This window comes from Sphingobium phenoxybenzoativorans (genome assembly GCF_018286635.1).
GTDB lineage: Bacteria > Pseudomonadota > Alphaproteobacteria > Sphingomonadales > Sphingomonadaceae > Sphingobium > Sphingobium phenoxybenzoativorans.
On sequence record NZ_CP073910.1, the window covers coordinates 613,192 to 632,939 of the forward strand.

Consider the following 19,748-nt stretch of genomic DNA (forward strand, 5'->3'; position numbering starts at 1 on the left):
GTCGATAGTCTTGCGGGATGATATCCCGCACCCTCGCTTTCGTCGCCTTTGCCCTGTCCGCATCCTTCCTTCCTCCGGCGGTGTCCGCGCGGGAGCCGGACGTCGCGTCCGCCGGGGTCGTATCGTCCGCTGATCCGCGCGCCGCCGCCGCCGGGCAGGAGATATTGCGCAAGGGCGGCAACGCCACGGACGCCGCTCTGGCGATGATGATCGCGCTGACGGTGGTGGAACCGCATAATAGCGGCATTGGCGGCGGCGGCTTCCTGCTCCACCATGGCGGCAAGACGGGCGTGCTCGACACGATCGACGGGCGGGAAGCCGCGCCTGCGGCTGCAACGCCGGATCGCTTCATGGGACCGGATGGAAAGCCGCTGCCCTTCATTCAGGCATGGCCGGGCGGATATTCGGTCGGGGTGCCGGGCAATCTGCGCCTCGCGGCCATGGCGCATGAAAAATGGGGCAAGCTGCCCTGGGCCGATCTGTTCGGTCCGGCCATCCGTCTGGCGGAGGACGGTTTTGAAGTCAGGCAGCGGCTCTACACGGCGTTGAAGGCGGTCGAGCCAATCTGGAAGGACTTCCCAGAAATCCAGAAGATGTATTGGAAGGATGGCGCGCCGGTTCCCGTTGGGACGATCCTGCGCAATCCGCCGCTGGCCGCGTTGTTCAGGCGCATCGCGGCCGAGGGGCCGGACGCCTTCTATCTGGGTGAAAACGCCAGGGCGATCAGCGCGGCGGTGACGAACGCGCCCAAAAACCCCGTGCCGCTGACGGAGGCTGACCTTGCCGCCTACCGGGCGAAGGAGCGGCCCGCCATCTGCGGCCATTACCGCGCTTATACGATCTGCGGCATGGGGCCGCCATCGTCCGGCGCCGTGACGGTGCTGGAAGTGCTTGGCATGGTCGAGCGTTTCGACCTCAAAAAATGGGGCAAGGACAATCCGCTGTCCTGGCATGTGATTGGGGAGGCGATGCAGCTTGCCTATGCCGATCGGGAAAAATATCTGGGCGACCCCGATTTCGTGAAGATGCCGATCGCGGGCATGATCGACCCGGCCTATCTGGCGCGGCGCTCACGGCTCATCTCGCTGACCAAAACGCTGCCTTCCTATGAGGCGGGCACGCCTCCGGGGGCGGAGCCGCGCACCGCCGCGATCTCGTCCGAAGTGGCGGGGACCAGCCATTTCGTCGCGATCGATCATGATGGCGACATCGTGTCGATGACCTCCACGATCGAAAGCTTCTTCGGCAGCCAGCTTGTCGCCAACGGCTTCAGCCTGAACAATGAACTGACCGATTTCACCTTCGCGCCGGAAAAGGACGGCGCGCCGGTCGCCAACCGTGTGGAGGCGGGCAAGCGTCCGCTGTCGTCCATGTCCCCGGTCATTGTCTATGACGCGGCGGGCAAGCCGATCTTCACGGTTGGCGCGGCGGGCGGAAAGACAATCATCATGCAGGTCGCCAAGGCGCTGATCGCCCATTTCGACTGGGGGATATCGGCGCAGGATTCGATCGCGATGGGGCTGATCTTCTTCAACAAGGATGGGCTGGTGCTTGAACAGGGCACCAATCTGGAGCCGATGAAACCGGCGCTGGAAAAGCTGGGCCATACGGTCAGCGTGGCGAAGATGGGCTTGAAGGCCAATGCCGCGGAACGCCTGCCCGATGGCAAATGGATCGGCGCGGCGGACCCGCGCAGTCCCGGCGTGTCGCTGCAGGAGTGAGCTTCGGCAGGAGCAACCCGCATCGATACAGCGCGCCACTTTCGCGGAAGAACGTCCCCGGCAAGTGTCTCTCAACGCTTTCCGCCACACTTCAATCGCATGGCGGCGGAAGCGCTAACCCCGCGTCCTCACCGGTATTTCCAGTTCCGGTCCTTGCCCTCGGCGATCCATCCTACCGCTTCGGCGATGCGTTTGTCCCGCGTCTCCGCGCGCTTGGCGTCCCCGATCCATTCGGCATAGTCGCGGATCTTCCCCGGCGAAAACTCCGCCCAGACCTTTGCCGCCGCCGGATTGGCGTCAATCGCCGCCTGCAATGCGGCAGGCACCGGCAATGCGGGGCGGGGAGCCTTGCGTTGCATCCGCGTCGCTATCGTACCCGCATCGATCAGCGCCATCGCCTTGAGGATCAGGCCGGTCAGCATGGCGTCGTCCGGCAAATCCTCCGGCGCCGCGATCCTGCCGAACTGTCCCATGCCGGACCCTTCCGCCTTCGGTCCCATAAGGTCGCCGCCATGCCACAGGCCGAAGGACATATGCTCTTTGAACGCCGCCATCTGGCAGAGATTCTTCCCCTTGTAGGTGAAGAAGGGCATGCCCCATTTGACGGCCTCGACCGTATCCGGGCACACGGCATGCACCAGCGCGCGCAGATGGCTGAGCATGGGCCGGGCAAAGGCCGCCTGCCGCGCGATATAGGCGTCGATGCGCGGATCGGCGGTCGGCATGGCTTACTCCTTCGGCGCGTGGACGACCGTCATCAGATAGTTGAGCGCTTGATTCTCCGACAGGATAAACCCCTTGGCCGGGCTGAAGGACAGGCCGACCGTCTCCGTCACGACCAGTCCGGCCTCGGCCAGCAGCGCCTCCAGTTCCTCCGGTTTCAGGAAACGGCTCCAGTCATGCGTGCCCTTCGGAATCTGGCCCAGCCCCTCGCCGATGGTGATCATCGCAAAGCGGGACAGGTTTGTCCTGTTGGGCGTTGAAAGGATCATGAGGCCGCCGGGAGCCAGCGCTTTTGCAAGCCCGCGAACGAACAGCGCGGGATCGGTGACATGCTCGATCACCTCCATGCTGGTCACCAGATCGAACGCGCCGGCGTCGAGAGATTCGATCCCGGTGGCGCGATAGTCGATCGTCAGGCCCATCTGCCCGGCATGGGCCTGCGCCGCGGCGATATTCTCCGGCGCGGCGTCGATGCCCATGGCCTGCGCACCCATTCGGGCCAGCGGTTCGGTCAGCAATCCCGCGCCGCAGCCGACGTCCAGCGCCCGCTTGCCTTCCAGCGGCCGCATCGTCCGGTTGCCGGTTCCCCAATGCGCATCGATGGCCGCGCGGACATGGCGCAGGCGGACGGGGTTCAGCTTGTGCAGCATCGCGCTGCTGCCCTTCGGGTCCCACCATTCCGCCGCCAGCGTCCCGAAATGCGCAGCTTCACGCGGATCGATAGTGGTATTTGCGTTGCTTGCCATCATGGTCCTTGCTGACTATAGGGACGCCGCTCTTTGAACAGGGCGGGGCCTTTTCCCGACATAGTGTTACGAAAATTCAGGGCTTACAGCAATTATGGCGCGCATCGTGATGAAGTTTGGCGGCACCTCCATGGCGGGCATGGAGCGGATTCGCAACGTCGCGGCGCGCGTGAAACATGTCGTGTCGCAGGGCAATGAAGTGGCCGTCGTCGTGTCCGCCATGGCGGGTGAGACCGACCGGCTGGTCGGCTTCTGCAAGGAAGCCTCGCCGCTTTACGACGCCGCCGAATATGATGTCGTCGTCGCTTCGGGCGAACAGGTGACAAGCGGCCTCCTCGCCATGACGCTGAAGGCCATGGGCGTCGAAGCGCGGAGCTGGCTCGGCTGGCAGCTTCCCATCCGCACGGTGGAGGCGCATGCCAAGGCGCGCGTATCGACCATTGAGACCGACGACCTGCTGGCCGCGATGGCGAGCGGGCAGGTGGCGGTCATCCCCGGCTTTCAGGGCATGATGGACGATGGCCGCGTCTCGACGCTCGGCCGCGGCGGCTCCGACACTTCGGCGGTCGCGGTGGCGGCGGCGATCAAGGCGGACCGCTGCGACATCTACACCGATGTCGATGGCGTCTACACGACCGATCCCCGCATCGTCGCCCGCGCCCGCAAGCTCGATCTCGTTACCTATGAGGAAATGCTGGAGCTGGCCTCGGTCGGCGCCAAGGTGCTCCAGACCCGATCCGTCGGCCTCGCCATGAAGGAAGGCGTGCGCGTTCAGGTGCTCTCCTCCTTCGACGACCCCACCCAGGAAGACCTGCCCGGCACGCTGATCGTCAGCGAAGAAGAAATTGAGGACAGCAAGATGGAACGTCAGCTCATCACCGGCATCGCCCATGACAAGAATGAGGCGAAGATCATCGTGACCCGCGTGCCCGACAAGCCGGGCGCGGTGGCCAGCATCTTCGGCCCGCTGGCGGACGCGGCGATCAACGTCGACATGATCATCCAGAATGACAGCAAGGATTCGGAGGAGACGGACGTCACCTTCACTGTGCCGCGCGCCGACCTCGCGCGCAGCGTCGACATATTGGAGGCGCTGAAGGAAACGATCGGCTTCCGCCGGATCATCACCGATGCGGAGGTCGCCAAGATCAGCGTCGTGGGCGTCGGCATGCGCAGCCATGCGGGCGTCGCGGCCACGATGTTCAAGACGCTGGCCGATCGCGGCATCAACATCGAAGCGATCTCGACCAGCGAAATCAAGGTCAGCGTTCTCATCGACGAGGATGAGACGGAATTGGCTGTCCGAGTATTGCACACTGCCTATGGACTCGACGCGCCAGCGGCTTGACCTGCACGCTATTTCGCTAGACTGCCGAAATCCTCTTGTGGAGGGGAGGATTCATCATGCGTAATCTATCGATTGTGTCTGCACTATTTCTGGCGACTTTGCCTGTTCTTGCCCAGGCGCAGGACGTGGCGGTTCCACCGGTCAAACTGTCCAAGCCCAATTCCTATGGCTTGAAAGGCGTGAAGATCGCTGTCCTGTCCTATTCGATCAACTTCGTCACGGCGCAGCGGGCGTCCGCCAACGCCAGCGTCGGCACGAAGGCGCGCGCGGGCGCAAGCCTGGGCGGCGTGGATGAGTCGGTGATGCGGCGTTTGGCCAATGAGGCGCATGCGGATTTGAAGGCGCAGCTCGCCGCCGCGAACATCCCCCTGATCGACGACGCGACCGTGACGGACACCGCGCGGACGGCGGGGGTTGTCCTGATCCCAGGCAATATCGAGGAAAATCGCGACGGCGGTATGGTCATCGGGTCGGGCGTCAAGAAAGCCTATGTCAGCGTGGGCGCCGACGCCGCGCCGCTCACCGACTTGTACCAGGCGGCTGGCAAGGTCGGCGGCTTCGGCATGCTGGGCAGTTTCGGCAAGGGCAACAAGCTCAGCAAACCGGCGCTGGCGATGGGGGCCGCCTTCGTCTCGCCTTCGCTCACCATCGACTTTGCCGACACTGACGCAAAGACCAGCCGGACGCTGGCGGGGGCGAAGCGCGCAAGCGTCGATATCGACACCCAGTTCGCGATCCGCCTGCCGTCTCCCGTCAATATTCAGGTCGGCCAGGCGGCGGGGATCGCCGCGCCCAGCACCATGATGCTGGCCAAGGATGTGGTCATTGATGCGCCCTTCACGGCGTCCAGCGGCGTGTCCTCCATGTCGACCGCTGGCGATTATGGCGCGTGGAACCCGTCCGAAAGCGGCGCCATTGCTGTCGATCTGCCACGCTGGACTGCGCTGGTGCAAAGCGCCTATCGCGCCTACAACGCCGCCATTGTCGCCAATCTGGCCGCCGTCCGCGGCCAATAAAATAGGAAATCGCATGACCAAGCTTACGTCCCTCATGGCCAGAGGCGTCGAATTTCTCGGCTGCGAGACGGCGATCCTGTGCGGGGCGATGAGCTGGGTCAGCGAACGCAATCTGGTCTCCGCCATCTCCAATGCGGGCGGTTTCGGCGTCATCGCCTGCGGTGCGATGACGCCCGATCTGCTGGATGCGGAGATCATCGCGACCAAGGCGCTGACGGATAAGCCGTTCGGCGTGAACCTCATCACCATGCATCCGTTGCTGTTCGATCTGATAGAGGTCTGCGCGCGTCATGATGTCGGCCATGTGGTTCTCGCCGGCGGATTGCCGCCCAAGGGCAGCATCGAGGCGATCAAGCAAAGCGGCGCGAAGCTGATTTGCTTTGCGCCCGCGCTGGCGCTGGCGAAGAAGCTTGCGCGGTCGGGCGTCGACGCGCTGGTGGTGGAGGGCATGGAGGCGGGCGGCCATATCGGCCCGGTCGCGACCAGCGTGCTGGCCCAGGAAATCCTGCCCGAAATGGCGGAGCAGCTTCCGGTGTTCGTCGCTGGCGGCATTGGCCGGGGCGAAGCGATCGCCGCCTATCTGGAAATGGGGGCGTCCGGCGTGCAGCTTGGCACGCGCTTCGTATGCGCCAACGAATCCATTGCGCACCCCAATTTCAAGAAGGCGTTTCTGCGCGCGTCGGCCCGTGATGCTGTCGCCAGCGTCCAGATCGACCCGCGCCTGCCGGTCATCCCGGTGCGCGCATTGAAAAATGCCGGTACGGAGAATTTCACCGCCAAGCAGCGGGAGGTCGCCAACCTTCTGGACAGCGGCGCTGTCGACATGACCGAGGCGCAGCTTCAGATCGAACATTATTGGGCGGGCGCGCTCCGCCGCGCCGTTATTGATGGCGATGTGGACGGCGGCTCGCTGATGGCCGGCCAGTCCGTCGGCATGGTCACGAAGGAAGAACCGGTCACGGAAATCATCGCGACCCTCATGAAAGAGGCCGCGGCCGCCCTGGAGCGGCGCGCGGCCTGATCTTTCCGCTTTGGCGTCCCGGCATGAACCGGGACGCCCGAAACGCTTATGCCGTCAGGATCTTGTCCAGCGCGGCGCAGAATTTCTGCATGTCTTCCTTCGACCCGACGCTGACGCGCGACACCGACGGATAGATATCCCATGCGCGGCCGATCTGGACGTTTTCGGCCAGGAAGGCGTTCTGCATCTTCTTGGTGTGCTTTTCGTCCGGCGACAGCTTCTTCCAGTCGATCATGAACATGTTCGCTTCGGAGCCGGGGATGTAGGCGATCTTGCGCTTCTTGAGATGCGCCAGCGTTTCCTCGCGCACGGCGATCATTTCCGCGCGGCGCGCCTTGATCAGGTCCGCCTGCGTTATGCTGGCGGTGCCGCAAGCCACGGCCGTCACCGAAAGGTCGGGCGCCCGGTCGTACATCATCAGCTTCTTCTGCAGGTCCGGGTGGCCGATGGTGAGGCCGAGGCGCATGCCGGCCATGCCGAACAGCTTGGAGAAGGTGCGCAGGATCAGCACGTCGTCGCGCGTCACGGCGAGCTTCACTGCCGACGGCGCTTCGGAGAAGTGCAGATAGGCTTCGTCGACGACGACGACCGAACCGGCCGGCTTGTTGGCGACCAGCCATTCCACATCGGCCAGCGGCGTGACCGTGCCCGTCGGGTTGTTCGGCGTGCAGATGTAAAAGAAGCTGGCGGTCGGATCGGCGGCCAGCATCGCCTTCACGTCATGGCGATAATCGGCGGTCAGCGGCACCTTGCTCAGCTTGGTCTTGGTGGCGGCGGCCATGCCCCACACGGTTTCGAACGTCGGATCGCCGGTCACGACGCCACGCTCAGGCGAACAGAAGGCGAGCACCGTGCGGGCCAGCGGCGGGCCGGAACCCGCCCATGCCAGAATGCGGTCCACCGGCACATTCTCCACATTCGACACGGCGTCCATCAGGGCGGTGTAGGCTTCGGCGGTATTGTAGCGGTTGCCCTCGGCGACGATGGCTGCGCCGGCCTGCGCGCCCGGAGCCAGCGGCCCGGTCCAGCATTCGTTCGCGCCGATGCGCGTTCCGCCGATCAGCGCCTTTGCGGCCTGGCTCTGCGCCTGCGCAGGGTTGGAAAACTGGCTCAGCACGGCGCCCGCGCCCAGCAAGGCTCCGATCCGTCCCAACTGGCGGCGGGAATAACCACGGGCGAGCAGATCGTCGCGGGCTTCTTCGGTCAATACGGCAATACTCATATCCACGTCCCCTCGGTCATAACCAATATGGCTGAATAGTCTTAACGAGCGGGGAGGCGGTTCCCGCCACCAATATGGCTGTTATCCCCATTGGAAAGCGCAGCGCCTTTCTGTTAGCGATGCTCTATGTCCACCTCACCCGCCATCGCAGCCCGCAAGATATTGAATCGTCTGCACGAGCTTATGGCGTCGCGGTTCGCTGCACAACAGAAGCTCAACAAGGTGGTGGAGATCATCGGCGAGGAATTGTCGAGCGAGGTCTGCTCCATCTATCTGCTGCGCGAGGGCGTGCTGGAACTGTTCGCGACGCGCGGTCTGAAGCAGGAGGCCGTGCATGTCGCGAAGCTCGCCATGGGGCAGGGGCTGGTCGGCACCATCGCCGCCAATGTCGAGACGCTGAACCTGGATGAAGCGGCGACGCACCCTGACTTCGCCTATATTCCGGAGACGGGCGAGGAATTGTTCCACAGCTTCGCCGGCGTGCCGATCGTCCGGCGGCAGCAGTCGGTCGGGGTGCTGTGCGTGCAGCATGTGGAGCCGCGCCGCTACGAAGAAATCGAGATAGAGGCGCTGCAGACCGTCGCCATGGTTCTGGCGGAGCTGATCGCCAATGCGGGCCTGGCCGATGAAAATCCGCTCGACGGCCGCGTATTGGAAACCGGGTCGAATATCCTGTCCGGCCTGCCGATCGTTATGGGCATGGCGCGGGGCCACGCCGTATTTCACCAGCCGCGCATCACCATCGAGCATACAGTGGCGGAGGATGTGGAGGCGGAGCGGCAGCGCGTCTATTCCGCCTTCGCCAAGATGCGCGAGCAGATTGAGCGCATGGCCGGCGCGTCCGAATTTGGCGGCGACGGCGAGCATCAGGAGGTGCTCGAAACCTACAAGATGTTCGCCTATGACGAGGGTTGGGCGCGCCGGATCAACGAAGCGATCGACAGCGGCCTGACAGCCGAAGCGGCGATCGAGCGCGTGCAGCAGCGCACCCGCATGCGCATGCGCCAGATTGACGATCCCTTGCTTCAGGACCGCATGCACGATCTTGAGGATCTGGCGAACCGCCTCCTGCGCATCGTGTCGGGCCAGCTTGGCACGGCGGCGCAACTCGGTTTGCGGCAGGACGCCATTCTGATCGCGCGCAACCTGGGGCCTGCCGAATTGCTGGAATATGACCGGCGGCGGCTGAAGGGCGTGATCCTAGAGGAAGGATCGCTGACCGCACATGTCACCATCGTTGCGCGGGCGATGGGCGTGCCGGTGCTTGGCCGCATCCGCGATATCCGGCGTCTGGTGAATGAGGGCGAGCCGATCCTCATGGATGTCACCGAAAACCGCCTGTTCGTGCGCCCGACCCCGGATATGGAGGAGGCGTTCGAGAATAAGCTGGCCCTGACGCAGAAGCGCCGCGCCGCCTTCGCCGCGATGCGGGACCTGCCGTCCGTGACGAAGGACGGCACCCGGATAGAGCTGATGGTGAATGCCGGGCTGCGCGACGACGCCTCGGCGCTCGACCTGGTGGGTGCGGACGGCATCGGCCTGTTCCGTACGGAGTTCCAGTTCCTTGTGTCCGCCACCCTGCCGCAGCGGGAAAGGCAGCAGCGCCTGTATAAAGAGGTGCTGGACGCGGCGGGCGATCATCCGGTCATCTTCCGCACGGTCGATATCGGCGGCGACAAGGCGCTGCCCTATATGCGGCAGGATGAGGACGCCATAGAGGATAATCCGGCGATGGGCTGGCGCGCGCTGCGGCTGGCGCTGGATCGCGATGGCCTGATGAAGGCGCAGGCCCGCGCCTTGCTGGAGGCTGCGGCGGGCAAGACCCTCTATGTCATGTTCCCGCTGATTTCGGAGCCTTGGGAATTTGACGATGCTAAGGCGCTGATCGAACGGCAGCGCGAATGGCTCGCCGGTCAGCGCAAGAAGCTGCCCAACGCCATCCGCTACGGCGCGATGCTGGAGGTGCCCGCGCTTGCCGAGGTGCTGGACATCCTGCTGCCCAAGCTCGATTTCCTGTCCGTGGGCACGAACGACCTGACGCAATTCCTGTTTGCGGCGGACCGGGCGCATCCCAAACTCGCCGAACGCTATGACTGGCTGTCGATCGCGATCCTGCGCTTCCTGTCGCGGATTCAGAAGGCGTGCGTCCAATATGAAGTGCCCGTCGGCATTTGCGGGGAGATGGGCGGGCGCACGCTGGAGGCGATGGCGCTTATCGGCCTGGGCATTCGCCGCCTGTCGATCACGCCCGCCTCGGTGGGACCGGTGAAGGCGATGATCCGCACTCTCGAACTCGAACCGCTGCAGAAGGAAATGCAGCGATTGCTGACCGATGGCACCGCCAATGCGCGGCAGGCGCTGGAAAATTGGGCGAATGAGCGACAGATAGACCTTAGTTAGCGATGGGCTGTTGATGCTCATGATTTCACCGGCAGGGGCGTTGACAGGATGTGCTTGTGAGTGAAACAAGGCGGTCGGTCGCACGGGCGGCTCCCTGGGGTACGGGGCATGGCTGAAAAAAAAGAAACAAAAGATCAGGGTACGCTGGACATGGACAGGCCGGGCGACAAGTTGCGCCGGGGCCGCGAGGCGCTTGGGCTTTCGCTGCAGGAGGTGGCGACCCGGACCCGCGTGCCGATCAGGCAGCTTGAGGTGCTTGAACGCAACGAATTTACATCCTTGCCCGGCATTCCCTATGCCGTCGGCTTTGCGCGCGCCTATGCCCGCGCGGTCGATATGGATGAGGTCGCGATAGCGTCCGACGTCCGCGCCGAACTTGGATCGGACATGCAGGCGGCGCGCTATGAGGCGTTTCAGCCCGCCGACCCCGCACGAGTGCCCTCGCGCGCCCTGGCCTGGACCGCTGGCCTCATCGCCCTGCTGCTGATGGTTGGATATGGCGTGTGGCGGACACAGCTTTATACGCCGCAGGCCGATGTGCAGGCGGCGGCGGAGGCTCCGCCTCCCGCCGCATCGGGCGCTGTCCGGCCGGCGGCGGCGCGGCAGGCTCCGGCGGACGGTCCGGTCGTTCTGACGGCCACCGACACCATCTGGCTGCGCATTTACGATCAGGCCGGCGAGCGGTTGCTGGAAAAGCAGATGGAAAAGGGTGAGAGCTTCACGGTTCCGCCGAACGCCAATAATCCGATGATCCTGACGGGCAGGCCGGACGCGCTTGCCGTGACCGTGGGCGGCCGTCCGGTGCCGCCTCTGGGCACGGCGGTAAAGACGATTTCGGATTTCCCGATCAGTGCCGCGGCGCTGCTGGCGCGCCCGCCCGTTCCGCCAAAACCGGCCGTTTCCTCGCCCGCTCCGTAAAGGCGCGCTTTACGTGATGACGAAAGCCATTATGGTTAGCGGCCGATCTTCGAGCAGAAGGATTTCCATGCGCCACGCCGTTCTCGCCGTTTCTACCCTGTCGCTGATGCTGCCGATCGCATCCGCCGCGACCGCGCAGTCCGTGCCTATCGAAACGCGGGTGGACAGGCTTGAGAAGGAAGTGCGGGCGGTACAGCGCAAGGTGTTCCCCGGCGGCGCGCCGATAGAGCCGGAGATCACCCGGCAACCGGCCGCGCCGGCGCAGATCGGCACGCCCGCGTCCACGCCCTTGTCCGACCTGATGGCCCGCGTCGATGCGCTGGAGGGGCAGCTCGCGTCCCTCACCGGCCAGACCGAACAGAACGCCTACAAGATCAAGCAGCTTGAGGACGCCTTCGCGAAATATAAGGCGGACATGGCGGCCGCGACGGCATCCACGGTTTCGCCGCCGCCGCTTGCCGCCACGCCCGCCAATGCGTCGGCTCCTCCGAAGGTGACGCCCACGCCCGCCGCCAGCGATGCGCGCAGAAATGCCGTCGCGGTGGTGGAACGGCCGGAAACTGGCGATGCGGCGGGTGACGCCTATACTTATGGCTTCCGCTTGTGGGACGCCAAATTCTACCCGGAGGCGCAGGCCCAGTTGAAATCCGCGCTGGACAAATATGCTTCGTCGGGGTTCGCCAGCCGTATCTCGAACCTGCTCGGCCGCGCCTATCTGGACGATGGAAAGCCCGCGCTGGCCTCGGTCGCTTTCTATGAGAATTATCAGAAGCGCCCGAAGGGCGACCGCGCCGCCGACAGCCTCACCTGGCTTGGCGAGGCGCTGATCCAGCTCAAGAAACCCGCCGATGCCTGCAAGGTCTATAGCCAGCTTGAACAGGATTATGGATCGACCCTGTCCGCCACGCTTCGCGGCATGATGGAAAAGGGCAGGACCCGTGCGAAATGCGGCGCCTGACGCCGCTGCCGGACGTTTCAGGGACGAGGTAGAGGGGCTTTCCAGCGCTGCCGCCGATGCGCGATACGGCATTGCCGTATCCGGCGGGCCGGACAGCATGGCCCTGCTCCTTCTGGCGGCGCAGGCATTTCCCGGCCGGGTGGAGGCGGCGACCGTGGATCACGGCTTGCGCGCCGCGTCCCGTGATGAAGCATCCATGGTGGCGGACTGGTGCGGCGCGCAGGGCATCCCGCACAGCATCCTGACGCCCGATGTTCCGATCACGGGCAGCCTGCAGGCCAGCGCCCGCGCGGCCCGCTATGCCCTGCTGGACCGATGGCGGGTGGACAGGCGCATCGACTGGCTGATGACCGCCCACCATGCCGATGATCAGCTTGAAACCATCCTGATGCGGCTTAATCGCGGCGCGGGCGTCGCTGGTCTGGCGGGGGTGCGGCGGCGCAATGGCGCGGTCCTGCGCCCCTTGCTCGGCTGGCGGAAGGCGGAACTGATCGCCCTGGCGCATGACGCTGGCCTCCCCTTTGTCGAGGACCCAAGCAATAGCGACGCCCGGTTCGACCGGGCCAATATGCGCCGCCACCTGGCCGGCGCCGATTGGCTCGATCCCGTCGCCGCGGCGAAAAGCGCCGCCGCGCTTGCGGAATCGGAGGAGGCGCTGAACTGGATGGTCAGCGAACTTGCCGCCCGCCATATCGTGAAGGATGGCGACGCCATCATCCTGCAATCCACCGATTTCCCGCGAGAGGTGCAGCGCAGGCTGGTCCTTCGCATGATTGCAGAGGCTGGCGGCATGGCGCAGCCGCCGCGCGGCGACACGCTGGACGATGCGCTGGCGCGTCTGGAACAGGGGGGCAAGGTGAGCCTTGGCGACTGGCTGCTTTCAGGTGGCTCCCGCTGGTCTCTCCGCCCTGCGCCGCCGCGCCGAGGCAGCTCCGTCGCTATGGATGACGAATAGCGGTTGAGACCCGGAGTCCCCTTGGGCATAAACGTCTGATGCGTTTCCCGATTACCGCTTCGCTCATCACGCTTGCGCTTGCCGCATGCGTTCCAGCCTCCAAACCGGTGGAAGCGCCGCCGCCTCCGCCCGCTGCGCCCCCGGCGCCGCCGCCCGCGCCGGAACCCACCGGCGACTGGCAGGAGCGGCCACTGACGCTGGGCGACTGGAGCTATCGCGTTGAGCAGGGCGGGTCCGTGGCGCTGTTCGGTCCCCCGGCGAGCGAGGCGGCGCTGACGGTGCGGTGCGATCTGGGCGGCCGCCGGATTCTGTTCTCCCGCCCCGGAACCGTTCCGGCATCGGGCGGCGGCATGACCGTGCGCACCACCTTCGGCGCTGTGCAATGGCCTGCATCGAACGACGGCGCTTCGGTGCCGCATGTCATCGCGGCGCGTTCCGCCGGGGACGCCGCGCTTGACCAGATCGCCTTCAGCCGCGGCCGCTTCGCCATAGAAACGTCCGGCCTGCCGACGCTGGTGCTGCCTTCCTGGCCGGAGGTGACGCGCGTGATCGAGGATTGCCGCGGCTGAAGCCCGGAAAGGGCATTGCCGGAAAGTGGCGGGAACGCTTCAAAAATGGGGAATGGCGCATGGCCAGCGCCGGGGCTTGCGGATCGGCCTTGCGTTCCCGGCGGCCGACGCGAGCGCATGATTATGATTCGAAAAAAGAATATTACAAGCCTTGATCCGTCCCCCTAATTGATTCACAAATTGGCTGTGGACGGATAAGGCCACCGCCAAAAACCGGTCCGCGCAGTTTCAACAACGCGAAAGGAGGTGATCCGATGTCTCATGGTTCAGCAATGGGGTCGGTCAAGTCCATTCGGGAAACGCGCCGCTGAGCGACGCCGAAGCGTCGAACCTTCCAAAAATCGAGACAGGCCCGGATCGCTCAGATCCCGCCGTCATCCGTTGGAAGATAGCGCGATACACGTTTCCCCTGGGCGGCGCTTCCGGCCGCTGACCATGCAATTGACGGGCCGTCGGAACATATGTTCCGGCGGCCCCTCTCATGTCTGGAGACCGCGACCATGCGCCTTTCGCTGCCGATCTTTCTGATGCTGGCCTCCGCTGTTCCGGCCGCCATCCCGGCGGCTGCGCAGGCGGCTCCGCCCGATATTGCCGATGAAACGATCTCGGACCTGTCCGCCGATATGGCGGCGGGCCGGACAAGCAGCGAAAAGGCCGTCCGCGCCTATCTGAAGCGTATCGCCGCCCTTGACCGCAAGGGGCCACGGCTCAACAGCATCATCGCCCTGAACCCCGATGCGATCGCGCAGGCGCGGGCAATGGATGCGGAGCGCAAGACCGGAAAATTGCGCGGACCGCTCCACGGCGTGCCGATTTTGATCAAGGATAATATCGAAACGCTGGGCATGCCGACGACGGCGGGGTCGCTGGCCCTGGCGCAGAATGACAATGGCCGCGACGCGCCCGTCGTGGCGGCCTTGCGGGCGCAGGGCGCATTGATCCTGGGCAAGACCAACTTGTCGGAATGGGCGAATATCCGGTCGGAACGCTCGATGAGCGGCTGGAGCGCCGTCGGTGGCCTGACCCGCAATCCCTATGCGCTGGACCGGACGACCTGCGGATCGTCGAGCGGCTCCGGCGCGGCCGTGGCGGCGGGCTTCGCGGCGGGAGCTGTCGGCACCGAAACCAATGGTTCGGTCATCTGCCCCAGTTCCATGACCGGTCTTGTGGGGTTGAAGCCCACGCTGGGCCTCATTCCCCGCACTCATATCGTCCCGATCAGCCATAGCCAGGACACGCCCGGCCCCATGGCGAAAACGGTGCGGGACGCCGCCATCCTCCTGTCCGCCATGATCGCGAGCGATGCCGCCGACCCCGCAACGAAAGACGCCATGGCCCACGCGCATGACTATGCCGCCGCGCTCGACGCCAACGCCCTGCGCGGCATGCGGATTGGCGTGATCCGCAGGGGCGCGCAGCCGGAACTGCTTGCCCGCTTCCAATCCGCTCTGGACGTCTTGAAGGCTGCGGGCGCGGAACTGGTGGAGATCACGCCGCCCAAGGCGGAGGGGATGGGCGACGCCAGCTATGACGTGCTGAAATATGAGTTGAAGGCGGACCTGGCCGACTATCTCGCCACGACTTCGCCGGAAAAGGTGAAGGTGCGGACACTCGCCGACCTGATCGCCTTCAACACGGCGGAGGCGGAAAGGGAAATGCCGCTGTTCGGCCAGGACATCTTCGAAATGGCGCAGGCGAAGGGCGGGCTGGATGATCCGGCCTATCGCGCCGCGCGGGAAAAGTCGCTGCGGCTGGCGGGCAAGGAAGGCATTGACGCGATGCTGACGGCCAACCGGCTAACCCTGCTGGCGATGATCAGCTACGGCCCCGCATGGCCATCCGACACGGTGTGGGGCGATCAATATGAGGGGCCGAGCGGTTCCACCGGATCGGCGGCGATTGCGGGCTATCCGCACCTGACCGTCCCGATGGGGCTGGTGCGCGGATTGCCGGTGGGCCTGAGTTTCGTCGGGACGGCCTATGCCGATCAGACGGTGCTGAATGCCGGTTACGCCTATGAACAGGCGGCGAAGATCAGGGTGAAACCTTCTTTTTCCCCAACAGTGGATGCGGGGTCTCCCTTGGAGGGTGCACGATAGTCTGGAAGCGCCGGTCAAGCCGTCCCTGCCAGACCATCAGAAGGGGAACGACGCCCAGTTCCATGATCAGGCCGAATATATGGCCCTCCGAGGGCAGCCCGTCGATCACCATCGACACCAGCCGCGCCAGCCCGCCGCAAATCACCAGGAAACAGAGCAGGCGAAAGCGCTCCGTCTTGATCTCGATATCCGGGATACAGCGCGCAAAGCTGATCCCGATGGCGATTAATATCCCGCTCAGGTAGCGCAGGTGGCTGTCGAGGTCGATCGGCGGCGCTTCAATGCCCCTGAACCACTCGGCCCCCAGGATCAGCCCGGCCATGCCCGCCGCGACCGGCACGACGCAGGCGATCGCAACCACGCTCTGAAGCAGCCGCTTTTCAGTGTGTGGTTTCATCGGCCTCCGCCTCGTGGAACAGCACTTCGTTGCGGATGTGGATTGTCCGCGACGCCAGCGCGATCTCTATGATGAAGGTGCCGAAAGCCGTCGCCAGAAGCAACATCGCCGTGATGAACAGCAGGGCGATCGCGGTGCCCAGATGCGCGCCCATCAATTCCGATGCGAACAGCAGGATGACGACCAGGCACACGGCGCAGGCGCTGGCCACGGTCAGGAAAATGGCGGCGTTCACCACGGATATCCGGCGGTCGAGCACCCGGATCTCGCTCACCATCCTGTCATGCTCCCGCCCGCGCGTATGCAGGATGCGGTCCTCGATCACCCGCGCGCGGTCGATGACGCGCGCCAGCCGCCCCGTGCACACGTTCAGGAACGCCCCGATACCGGCAAGCAGGAACACCGGCGCCAGCGCAAGCTGAATGACCTGCGCCACCTGTGCCACTTGCGGTATCGGGATCATGGGGATGATCAGCCCGCCAACGCCTTTCCGTCTGGAGTGTTGACGCCCATCGATTGCAGATAGCGCTTCACATTGCGCGCCGCCTGGCGAAGCCGCTGCTCATTCTCCACCATGGCGATGCGGACATAGCCCTCGCCATCCTCGCCATAACCGACGCCGGGCGCGACCGCGACCTTGGCATGGGTCAGGAGCTGCTTGGAAAATTCCAGGCTGCCCATATCCTTCAGCGCGGGCGGCAGGGGTGCCCATGCGAACATCGACGCCCTGGGCGCGGGAATGTCCCACCCGGCGCGGGCGAAGCTCTCCACCAGCACATCGCGGCGCTTATGATACAGTTCGCGGTTCTTCTGCACGATGTCCTGCGGGCCGTTGAGCGCCGCGCAGGCCGCCGCCTGGATCGGCGTGAACGCGCCATAATCGAGATAGGATTTCACCCGGCTCATCGCCGCGATCAACTGCTTGTTGCCGACCGCGAAGCCGATGCGCCAGCCCGCCATCGAATAGGTCTTGCTGAGCGAGGTGAACTCGATCGCAATGTCCTTCGCGCCCGGCACCTGCAGGATGGAGGGCGTTGGGTTGCCGTCATAATAGAGCTCGGAATAGGCAAGGTCGGACAGGACCCAGACCTTGTTCTCCTTCGCCCAGGCGACCAGCCGCTCGTAAAAGGCCAGGTCCACCGTCTCCGCCGTCGGGTTGGACGGATAGTTGACGACCAGGATCGACGGGCGCGGCACGGTGAAGGCCATCGCCCGGTCGAGCGCGCGGAAATAATTCTCGTCCGGCGTCGTCGGCACCGACCGGATGGTTGCGCCCGCGATGATGAAGCCGAACATGTGGATCGGGTAGCTGGGGTTGGGCGCCAGCACGACATCGCCCGGCGCGGTGATCGCGGTGGCGAGGCTGGCCAGCCCCTCCTTCGACCCCATGGTCACGACGACTTCCGTCTCCGGGTCGACATCGACGCCGAAACGGCGGCCATAATAATTGGCCTGCGCCTTGCGCAGCCCCGGAATGCCCTTCGACTGGGAATAGCCATGGGCGTTGGGCTTGCGCGCGACTTCCACCAGCTTGTCGATCACATGGTCGGGCGGCGGCAGGTCGGGATTGCCCATGCCGAGGTCGATAATGTCCTCGCCCGCCGCTCGCGCAGCCGCCCGCATGCCGTTGACTTCGGCGATGACGTAGGGGGGCAGGCGCTTCATGCGGTAAAATTCTTCGGACATTGTCTCTCTCGATCTCTCCATGAATGGAACGGAAGTTGCGACGCCGCTTTATGTGACGGCAAACGGCCTATATACCGGGGGAGGACTCCTTGCCAGAGGGACGGGAGAACAGGGGAGACGATTATGGCGCAAGGTGACGGCGAAACCCTGGAACTCCCCTCTCTCGACCAGATGCAGCATTGGACCAGGGTGATCGGCCGGGCGCAGCAGATGATGCTGGAACGCGCCAGCCAGGCGGTTTCGGACGCCCCGGCGCATGTCCCCGGCTATCCCATGCCTTTCGATCCGCAGACGGTTGCGGCCATACAATCGGAATTCGCCAATGAGGGCATGGCCCTGTGGCAGCGCTTTCTGGACAGCGGCGGCCTGATGGCGAAGGAGCCGGCGCCCGCACCGGCGGACAGCATCGCCGCGCGCAAGGACAGGCGGTTTTCCGATCCCGCCTGGGCGAAGCATCCGCTGTTCGACCTTATCCGCCAAAGCTATCTGCTGGCGTCGGACTATCTGTTGCGCCTGTCCGACGCCGTGGATGGCGTCGATCCCAAGCAGAAGGCGCAACTGCGCTTCGCGACGCAGGGGCTGGTCGACGCCATGTCGCCCAGCAATTTCCCGCTGACCAATCCCAAGGTGCTGGACAAGACGCTGGAGACGGGCGGCGAAAATCTGCTCAAGGGCCTGAAGCATATGCTGGCCGACATGGAAAAGGGCCAGCTTACCCACACCGACGGCTCCCTGTTCGAACTCGGCCGCAATGTCGCGTCCACGCCGGGCAAGGTCATCAAGGAAACGGCGCTCTACCAGCTCATCCATTATGCGCCGACGACCGACAAGGTGCTGGAAACGCCGCTGGTCATCTTCCCGCCCTGGATCAACCGCTTCTACATCCTCGATCTCTCGCCGGAAAAAAGCTTCGTCCGCTGGGCGGTGGAGCAGGGGATCAGCGTTTTCATCGTGTCGTGGAAATCCGCCGACGCGACGATGAAGGATGTCATCTGGGACGATTACATCCTGAAGGGCCAGATCGACGCCATCGATACGGTGCGCGACCTGCTGGACGTGGAGAGCGTCCATACCGTCGGATATTGCGTCGCGGGGACGACCCTTGCCGCCACGCTGGCGCTGCTCGCCGCGCGGGGTGAGGAGGCGAAGGTAAAGAGCGCCACCTATTTCACGGCCCAGGTCGATTTCAGCAAGGCGGGCGACCTGACCCTGTTCGTGGACGACGAGCAACTGAAGCTCGTCGATCAACTGGCGTCGCCCGGCTATCTCGACGGGCGCTATATGGCGGCGACGTTCAACCTGCTGCGCGGCCGCGACCTCATCTGGAACTATGTGATCAACAATTATCTGCTGGGTCAGGACTATCCGCCGTTCGACCTGCTGTTCTGGAATGGCGACACCACCAACCTGCCCGCGAAATGGCACAAGGCCTATCTTGCGGATCTGTATCGCGACAACAAGCTGGCGGTTCCGGGCGGCATAACGGTGGATGGCACGCCGATCGATCTGCACCGGATCAAGACGCCATCCTATATTCAGGCGGGGCAGGAAGATCATATCGCCCCGGTCTCCAGCGTCTGGAAACTGACCGAGCATTTCTCCGGTCCGCTGCGCTTCGTGCTGGCCGGGTCCGGCCATATCGCGGGCGTGATCAATCCGCCGTCGCTGGGCAAATATCAATATTGGACCAATGACGCGCCGGTGGCGACGCTGGACGATTTTGTTGCGGGTGCGAAAGAAACCAAGGGCAGTTGGTGGCCGGACTGGCTGGCGTGGATTGAGGACATGACCCCGGCGAAGGTTCCCGCAAAGGGCGCGAGAAAGCCGGGCAAGGGCAAGCTGAAGGCGCTGGAGGATGCCCCCGGAAGCTATGTCAAGACGCGGTAAAACCCCCTTTCCATAACGGCTTGCAGGGGCCGCCGCCCATTTTGCTGCACTGCACAATAAAGACTTGCATTAACCCTACGAC

The 19,748-nt window shown here is 64.5% G+C and carries 17 protein-coding genes; 11 read left to right on the top strand and 6 right to left on the bottom strand.

All coding sequences use genetic code 11. The features are described 5' to 3' along the window. Positions 1-17 precede the first annotated feature (17 nt). Complete coding sequence (gene ggt, locus KFK14_RS03100; protein ID WP_212609841.1) at positions 18-1,721, top strand: gamma-glutamyltransferase; 1,704 nt, start codon at positions 18-20, stop codon at positions 1,719-1,721. 128 nt (positions 1,722-1,849) lie between these two features. Here the strand turns inward: ggt and KFK14_RS03105 are convergent, their stop codons facing one another. Together KFK14_RS03105 and ubiG are read right to left on the bottom strand one after the other, a co-directional pair. Further along, complete coding sequence (locus tag KFK14_RS03105) at positions 1,850-2,446, bottom strand: YdeI/OmpD-associated family protein (RefSeq protein WP_212609842.1); 597 nt, start codon at positions 2,444-2,446, stop codon at positions 1,850-1,852. Between the two features lie 3 nt (positions 2,447-2,449). Further along, a complete protein-coding gene (ubiG, locus tag KFK14_RS03110) occupies positions 2,450-3,190 on the bottom strand; it encodes a bifunctional 2-polyprenyl-6-hydroxyphenol methylase/3-demethylubiquinol 3-O-methyltransferase UbiG (RefSeq protein ID WP_212611010.1) in 741 nt (246 codons plus the stop codon). A gap of 94 nt (positions 3,191-3,284) precedes the next feature. Between ubiG and KFK14_RS03115 the strand changes: the two genes are divergently transcribed. Genes KFK14_RS03115 through KFK14_RS03125 form a run of 3 tightly spaced genes read left to right on the top strand, consistent with a single transcriptional unit; the run spans position 3,285 to position 6,575 of the window. After that, the gene (locus KFK14_RS03115) at positions 3,285-4,538 is read left to right on the top strand and encodes an aspartate kinase (protein ID WP_070154392.1); all 1,254 of its coding nucleotides are present in this window, start codon (positions 3,285-3,287) and stop codon (positions 4,536-4,538) included. Between the two features lie 56 nt (positions 4,539-4,594). After that, complete coding sequence (locus KFK14_RS03120) at positions 4,595-5,554, top strand: hypothetical protein (protein ID WP_212609843.1); 960 nt, start codon at positions 4,595-4,597, stop codon at positions 5,552-5,554. Between the two features lie 13 nt (positions 5,555-5,567). Further along, complete coding sequence (locus KFK14_RS03125) at positions 5,568-6,575, top strand: NAD(P)H-dependent flavin oxidoreductase (RefSeq protein ID WP_070154396.1); 1,008 nt, start codon at positions 5,568-5,570, stop codon at positions 6,573-6,575. 46 nt (positions 6,576-6,621) lie between these two features. Here the strand turns inward: KFK14_RS03125 and KFK14_RS03130 are convergent, their stop codons facing one another. Continuing rightward, positions 6,622-7,797 carry a pyridoxal phosphate-dependent aminotransferase gene (locus tag KFK14_RS03130; protein ID WP_212609844.1) on the bottom strand — a complete coding sequence of 392 codons (1,176 nt, stop codon included), beginning with the start codon at positions 7,795-7,797 and terminating at the stop codon, positions 6,622-6,624. Between the two features lie 126 nt (positions 7,798-7,923). Between KFK14_RS03130 and ptsP the strand changes: the two genes are divergently transcribed. From ptsP to KFK14_RS03160, 6 genes are all read left to right on the top strand, one after another. Beyond that, positions 7,924-10,197, top strand: a complete 2,274-nt coding sequence (gene ptsP / locus KFK14_RS03135; RefSeq protein WP_070154400.1) for a phosphoenolpyruvate--protein phosphotransferase — start codon at positions 7,924-7,926, stop codon at positions 10,195-10,197. A gap of 108 nt (positions 10,198-10,305) precedes the next feature. After that, positions 10,306-11,115: a helix-turn-helix domain-containing protein gene (locus tag KFK14_RS03140; RefSeq protein WP_070154403.1), complete on the top strand. Its 810-nt coding sequence runs from the start codon at positions 10,306-10,308 to the stop codon at positions 11,113-11,115. 67 nt (positions 11,116-11,182) lie between these two features. Further along, on the top strand, positions 11,183-12,073 hold the full coding sequence (locus tag KFK14_RS03145) for a tol-pal system YbgF family protein (RefSeq protein WP_070154405.1): 891 nt from the start codon (positions 11,183-11,185) through the stop codon (positions 12,071-12,073). Beyond that, positions 12,054-13,028 (top strand): tRNA lysidine(34) synthetase TilS, encoded by a 975-nt coding sequence (gene tilS, locus KFK14_RS03150; RefSeq protein ID WP_246524836.1) that lies wholly within the window; start codon positions 12,054-12,056, stop codon positions 13,026-13,028. The genes KFK14_RS03145 and tilS overlap by 20 nt, the downstream gene beginning before the upstream one ends. 38 nt (positions 13,029-13,066) lie before the next feature. Continuing rightward, positions 13,067-13,597: a hypothetical protein gene (locus KFK14_RS03155; protein WP_212609845.1), complete on the top strand. Its 531-nt coding sequence runs from the start codon at positions 13,067-13,069 to the stop codon at positions 13,595-13,597. 500 nt (positions 13,598-14,097) lie between these two features. Continuing rightward, positions 14,098-15,696 carry an amidase gene (locus KFK14_RS03160; RefSeq protein ID WP_246524838.1) on the top strand — a complete coding sequence of 533 codons (1,599 nt, stop codon included), beginning with the start codon at positions 14,098-14,100 and terminating at the stop codon, positions 15,694-15,696. Here the strand turns inward: KFK14_RS03160 and KFK14_RS03165 are convergent. From KFK14_RS03165 to KFK14_RS03175, 3 genes are read right to left on the bottom strand one after another with little or no spacing between them, the layout of a single operon-like run. Continuing rightward, positions 15,632-16,093, bottom strand: coding sequence for a DUF4345 domain-containing protein (locus KFK14_RS03165; RefSeq protein WP_070154415.1), 462 nt, complete (start codon positions 16,091-16,093; stop codon positions 15,632-15,634). The genes KFK14_RS03160 and KFK14_RS03165 overlap by 65 nt on opposite strands. Beyond that, the gene (locus KFK14_RS03170) at positions 16,077-16,556 is read right to left on the bottom strand and encodes a DUF2721 domain-containing protein (protein WP_070154417.1); all 480 of its coding nucleotides are present in this window, start codon (positions 16,554-16,556) and stop codon (positions 16,077-16,079) included. The genes KFK14_RS03165 and KFK14_RS03170 overlap by 17 nt, the downstream gene beginning before the upstream one ends. An 8-nt stretch (positions 16,557-16,564) precedes the next feature. After that, positions 16,565-17,779, bottom strand: a complete 1,215-nt coding sequence (locus KFK14_RS03175; RefSeq protein ID WP_212609846.1) for an LL-diaminopimelate aminotransferase — start codon at positions 17,777-17,779, stop codon at positions 16,565-16,567. 123 nt (positions 17,780-17,902) lie between these two features. Here KFK14_RS03175 and KFK14_RS03180 point away from each other — a divergent pair, with 123 nt between their 5' ends. After that, complete coding sequence (locus tag KFK14_RS03180) at positions 17,903-19,666, top strand: PHA/PHB synthase family protein (RefSeq protein WP_212609847.1); 1,764 nt, start codon at positions 17,903-17,905, stop codon at positions 19,664-19,666. Positions 19,667-19,748 lie beyond the last annotated feature (82 nt).

What these genes read in the sequence shown, in the direction of transcription:
- ggt (WP_212609841.1), top strand. Translation starts at nt 18, where the DNA reads ATGATATCCCGCACCCTCGCTTTCGTCGCCTTTGCCCTGTCCGCATCC.
- KFK14_RS03105 (WP_212609842.1), bottom strand. Translation starts at nt 2,446, where the DNA reads ATGCCGACCGCCGATCCGCGCATCGACGCCTATATCGCGCGGCAGGCG.
- ubiG (WP_212611010.1), bottom strand. Translation starts at nt 3,190, where the DNA reads ATGGCAAGCAACGCAAATACCACTATCGATCCGCGTGAAGCTGCGCAT.
- KFK14_RS03115 (WP_070154392.1), top strand. Translation starts at nt 3,285, where the DNA reads ATGGCGCGCATCGTGATGAAGTTTGGCGGCACCTCCATGGCGGGCATG.
- KFK14_RS03120 (WP_212609843.1), top strand. Translation starts at nt 4,595, where the DNA reads ATGCGTAATCTATCGATTGTGTCTGCACTATTTCTGGCGACTTTGCCT.
- KFK14_RS03125 (WP_070154396.1), top strand. Translation starts at nt 5,568, where the DNA reads ATGACCAAGCTTACGTCCCTCATGGCCAGAGGCGTCGAATTTCTCGGC.
- KFK14_RS03130 (WP_212609844.1), bottom strand. Translation starts at nt 7,797, where the DNA reads ATGAGTATTGCCGTATTGACCGAAGAAGCCCGCGACGATCTGCTCGCC.
- ptsP (WP_070154400.1), top strand. Translation starts at nt 7,924, where the DNA reads ATGTCCACCTCACCCGCCATCGCAGCCCGCAAGATATTGAATCGTCTG.
- KFK14_RS03140 (WP_070154403.1), top strand. Translation starts at nt 10,306, where the DNA reads ATGGCTGAAAAAAAAGAAACAAAAGATCAGGGTACGCTGGACATGGAC.
- KFK14_RS03145 (WP_070154405.1), top strand. Translation starts at nt 11,183, where the DNA reads ATGCGCCACGCCGTTCTCGCCGTTTCTACCCTGTCGCTGATGCTGCCG.
- KFK14_RS03155 (WP_212609845.1), top strand. Translation starts at nt 13,067, where the DNA reads ATGCGTTTCCCGATTACCGCTTCGCTCATCACGCTTGCGCTTGCCGCA.
- KFK14_RS03160 (WP_246524838.1), top strand. Translation starts at nt 14,098, where the DNA reads ATGCGCCTTTCGCTGCCGATCTTTCTGATGCTGGCCTCCGCTGTTCCG.
- KFK14_RS03165 (WP_070154415.1), bottom strand. Translation starts at nt 16,093, where the DNA reads ATGAAACCACACACTGAAAAGCGGCTGCTTCAGAGCGTGGTTGCGATC.
- KFK14_RS03170 (WP_070154417.1), bottom strand. Translation starts at nt 16,556, where the DNA reads ATGATCCCGATACCGCAAGTGGCACAGGTGGCGCAGGTCATTCAGCTT.
- KFK14_RS03175 (WP_212609846.1), bottom strand. Translation starts at nt 17,779, where the DNA reads ATGTCCGAAGAATTTTACCGCATGAAGCGCCTGCCCCCCTACGTCATC.
- KFK14_RS03180 (WP_212609847.1), top strand. Translation starts at nt 17,903, where the DNA reads ATGGCGCAAGGTGACGGCGAAACCCTGGAACTCCCCTCTCTCGACCAG.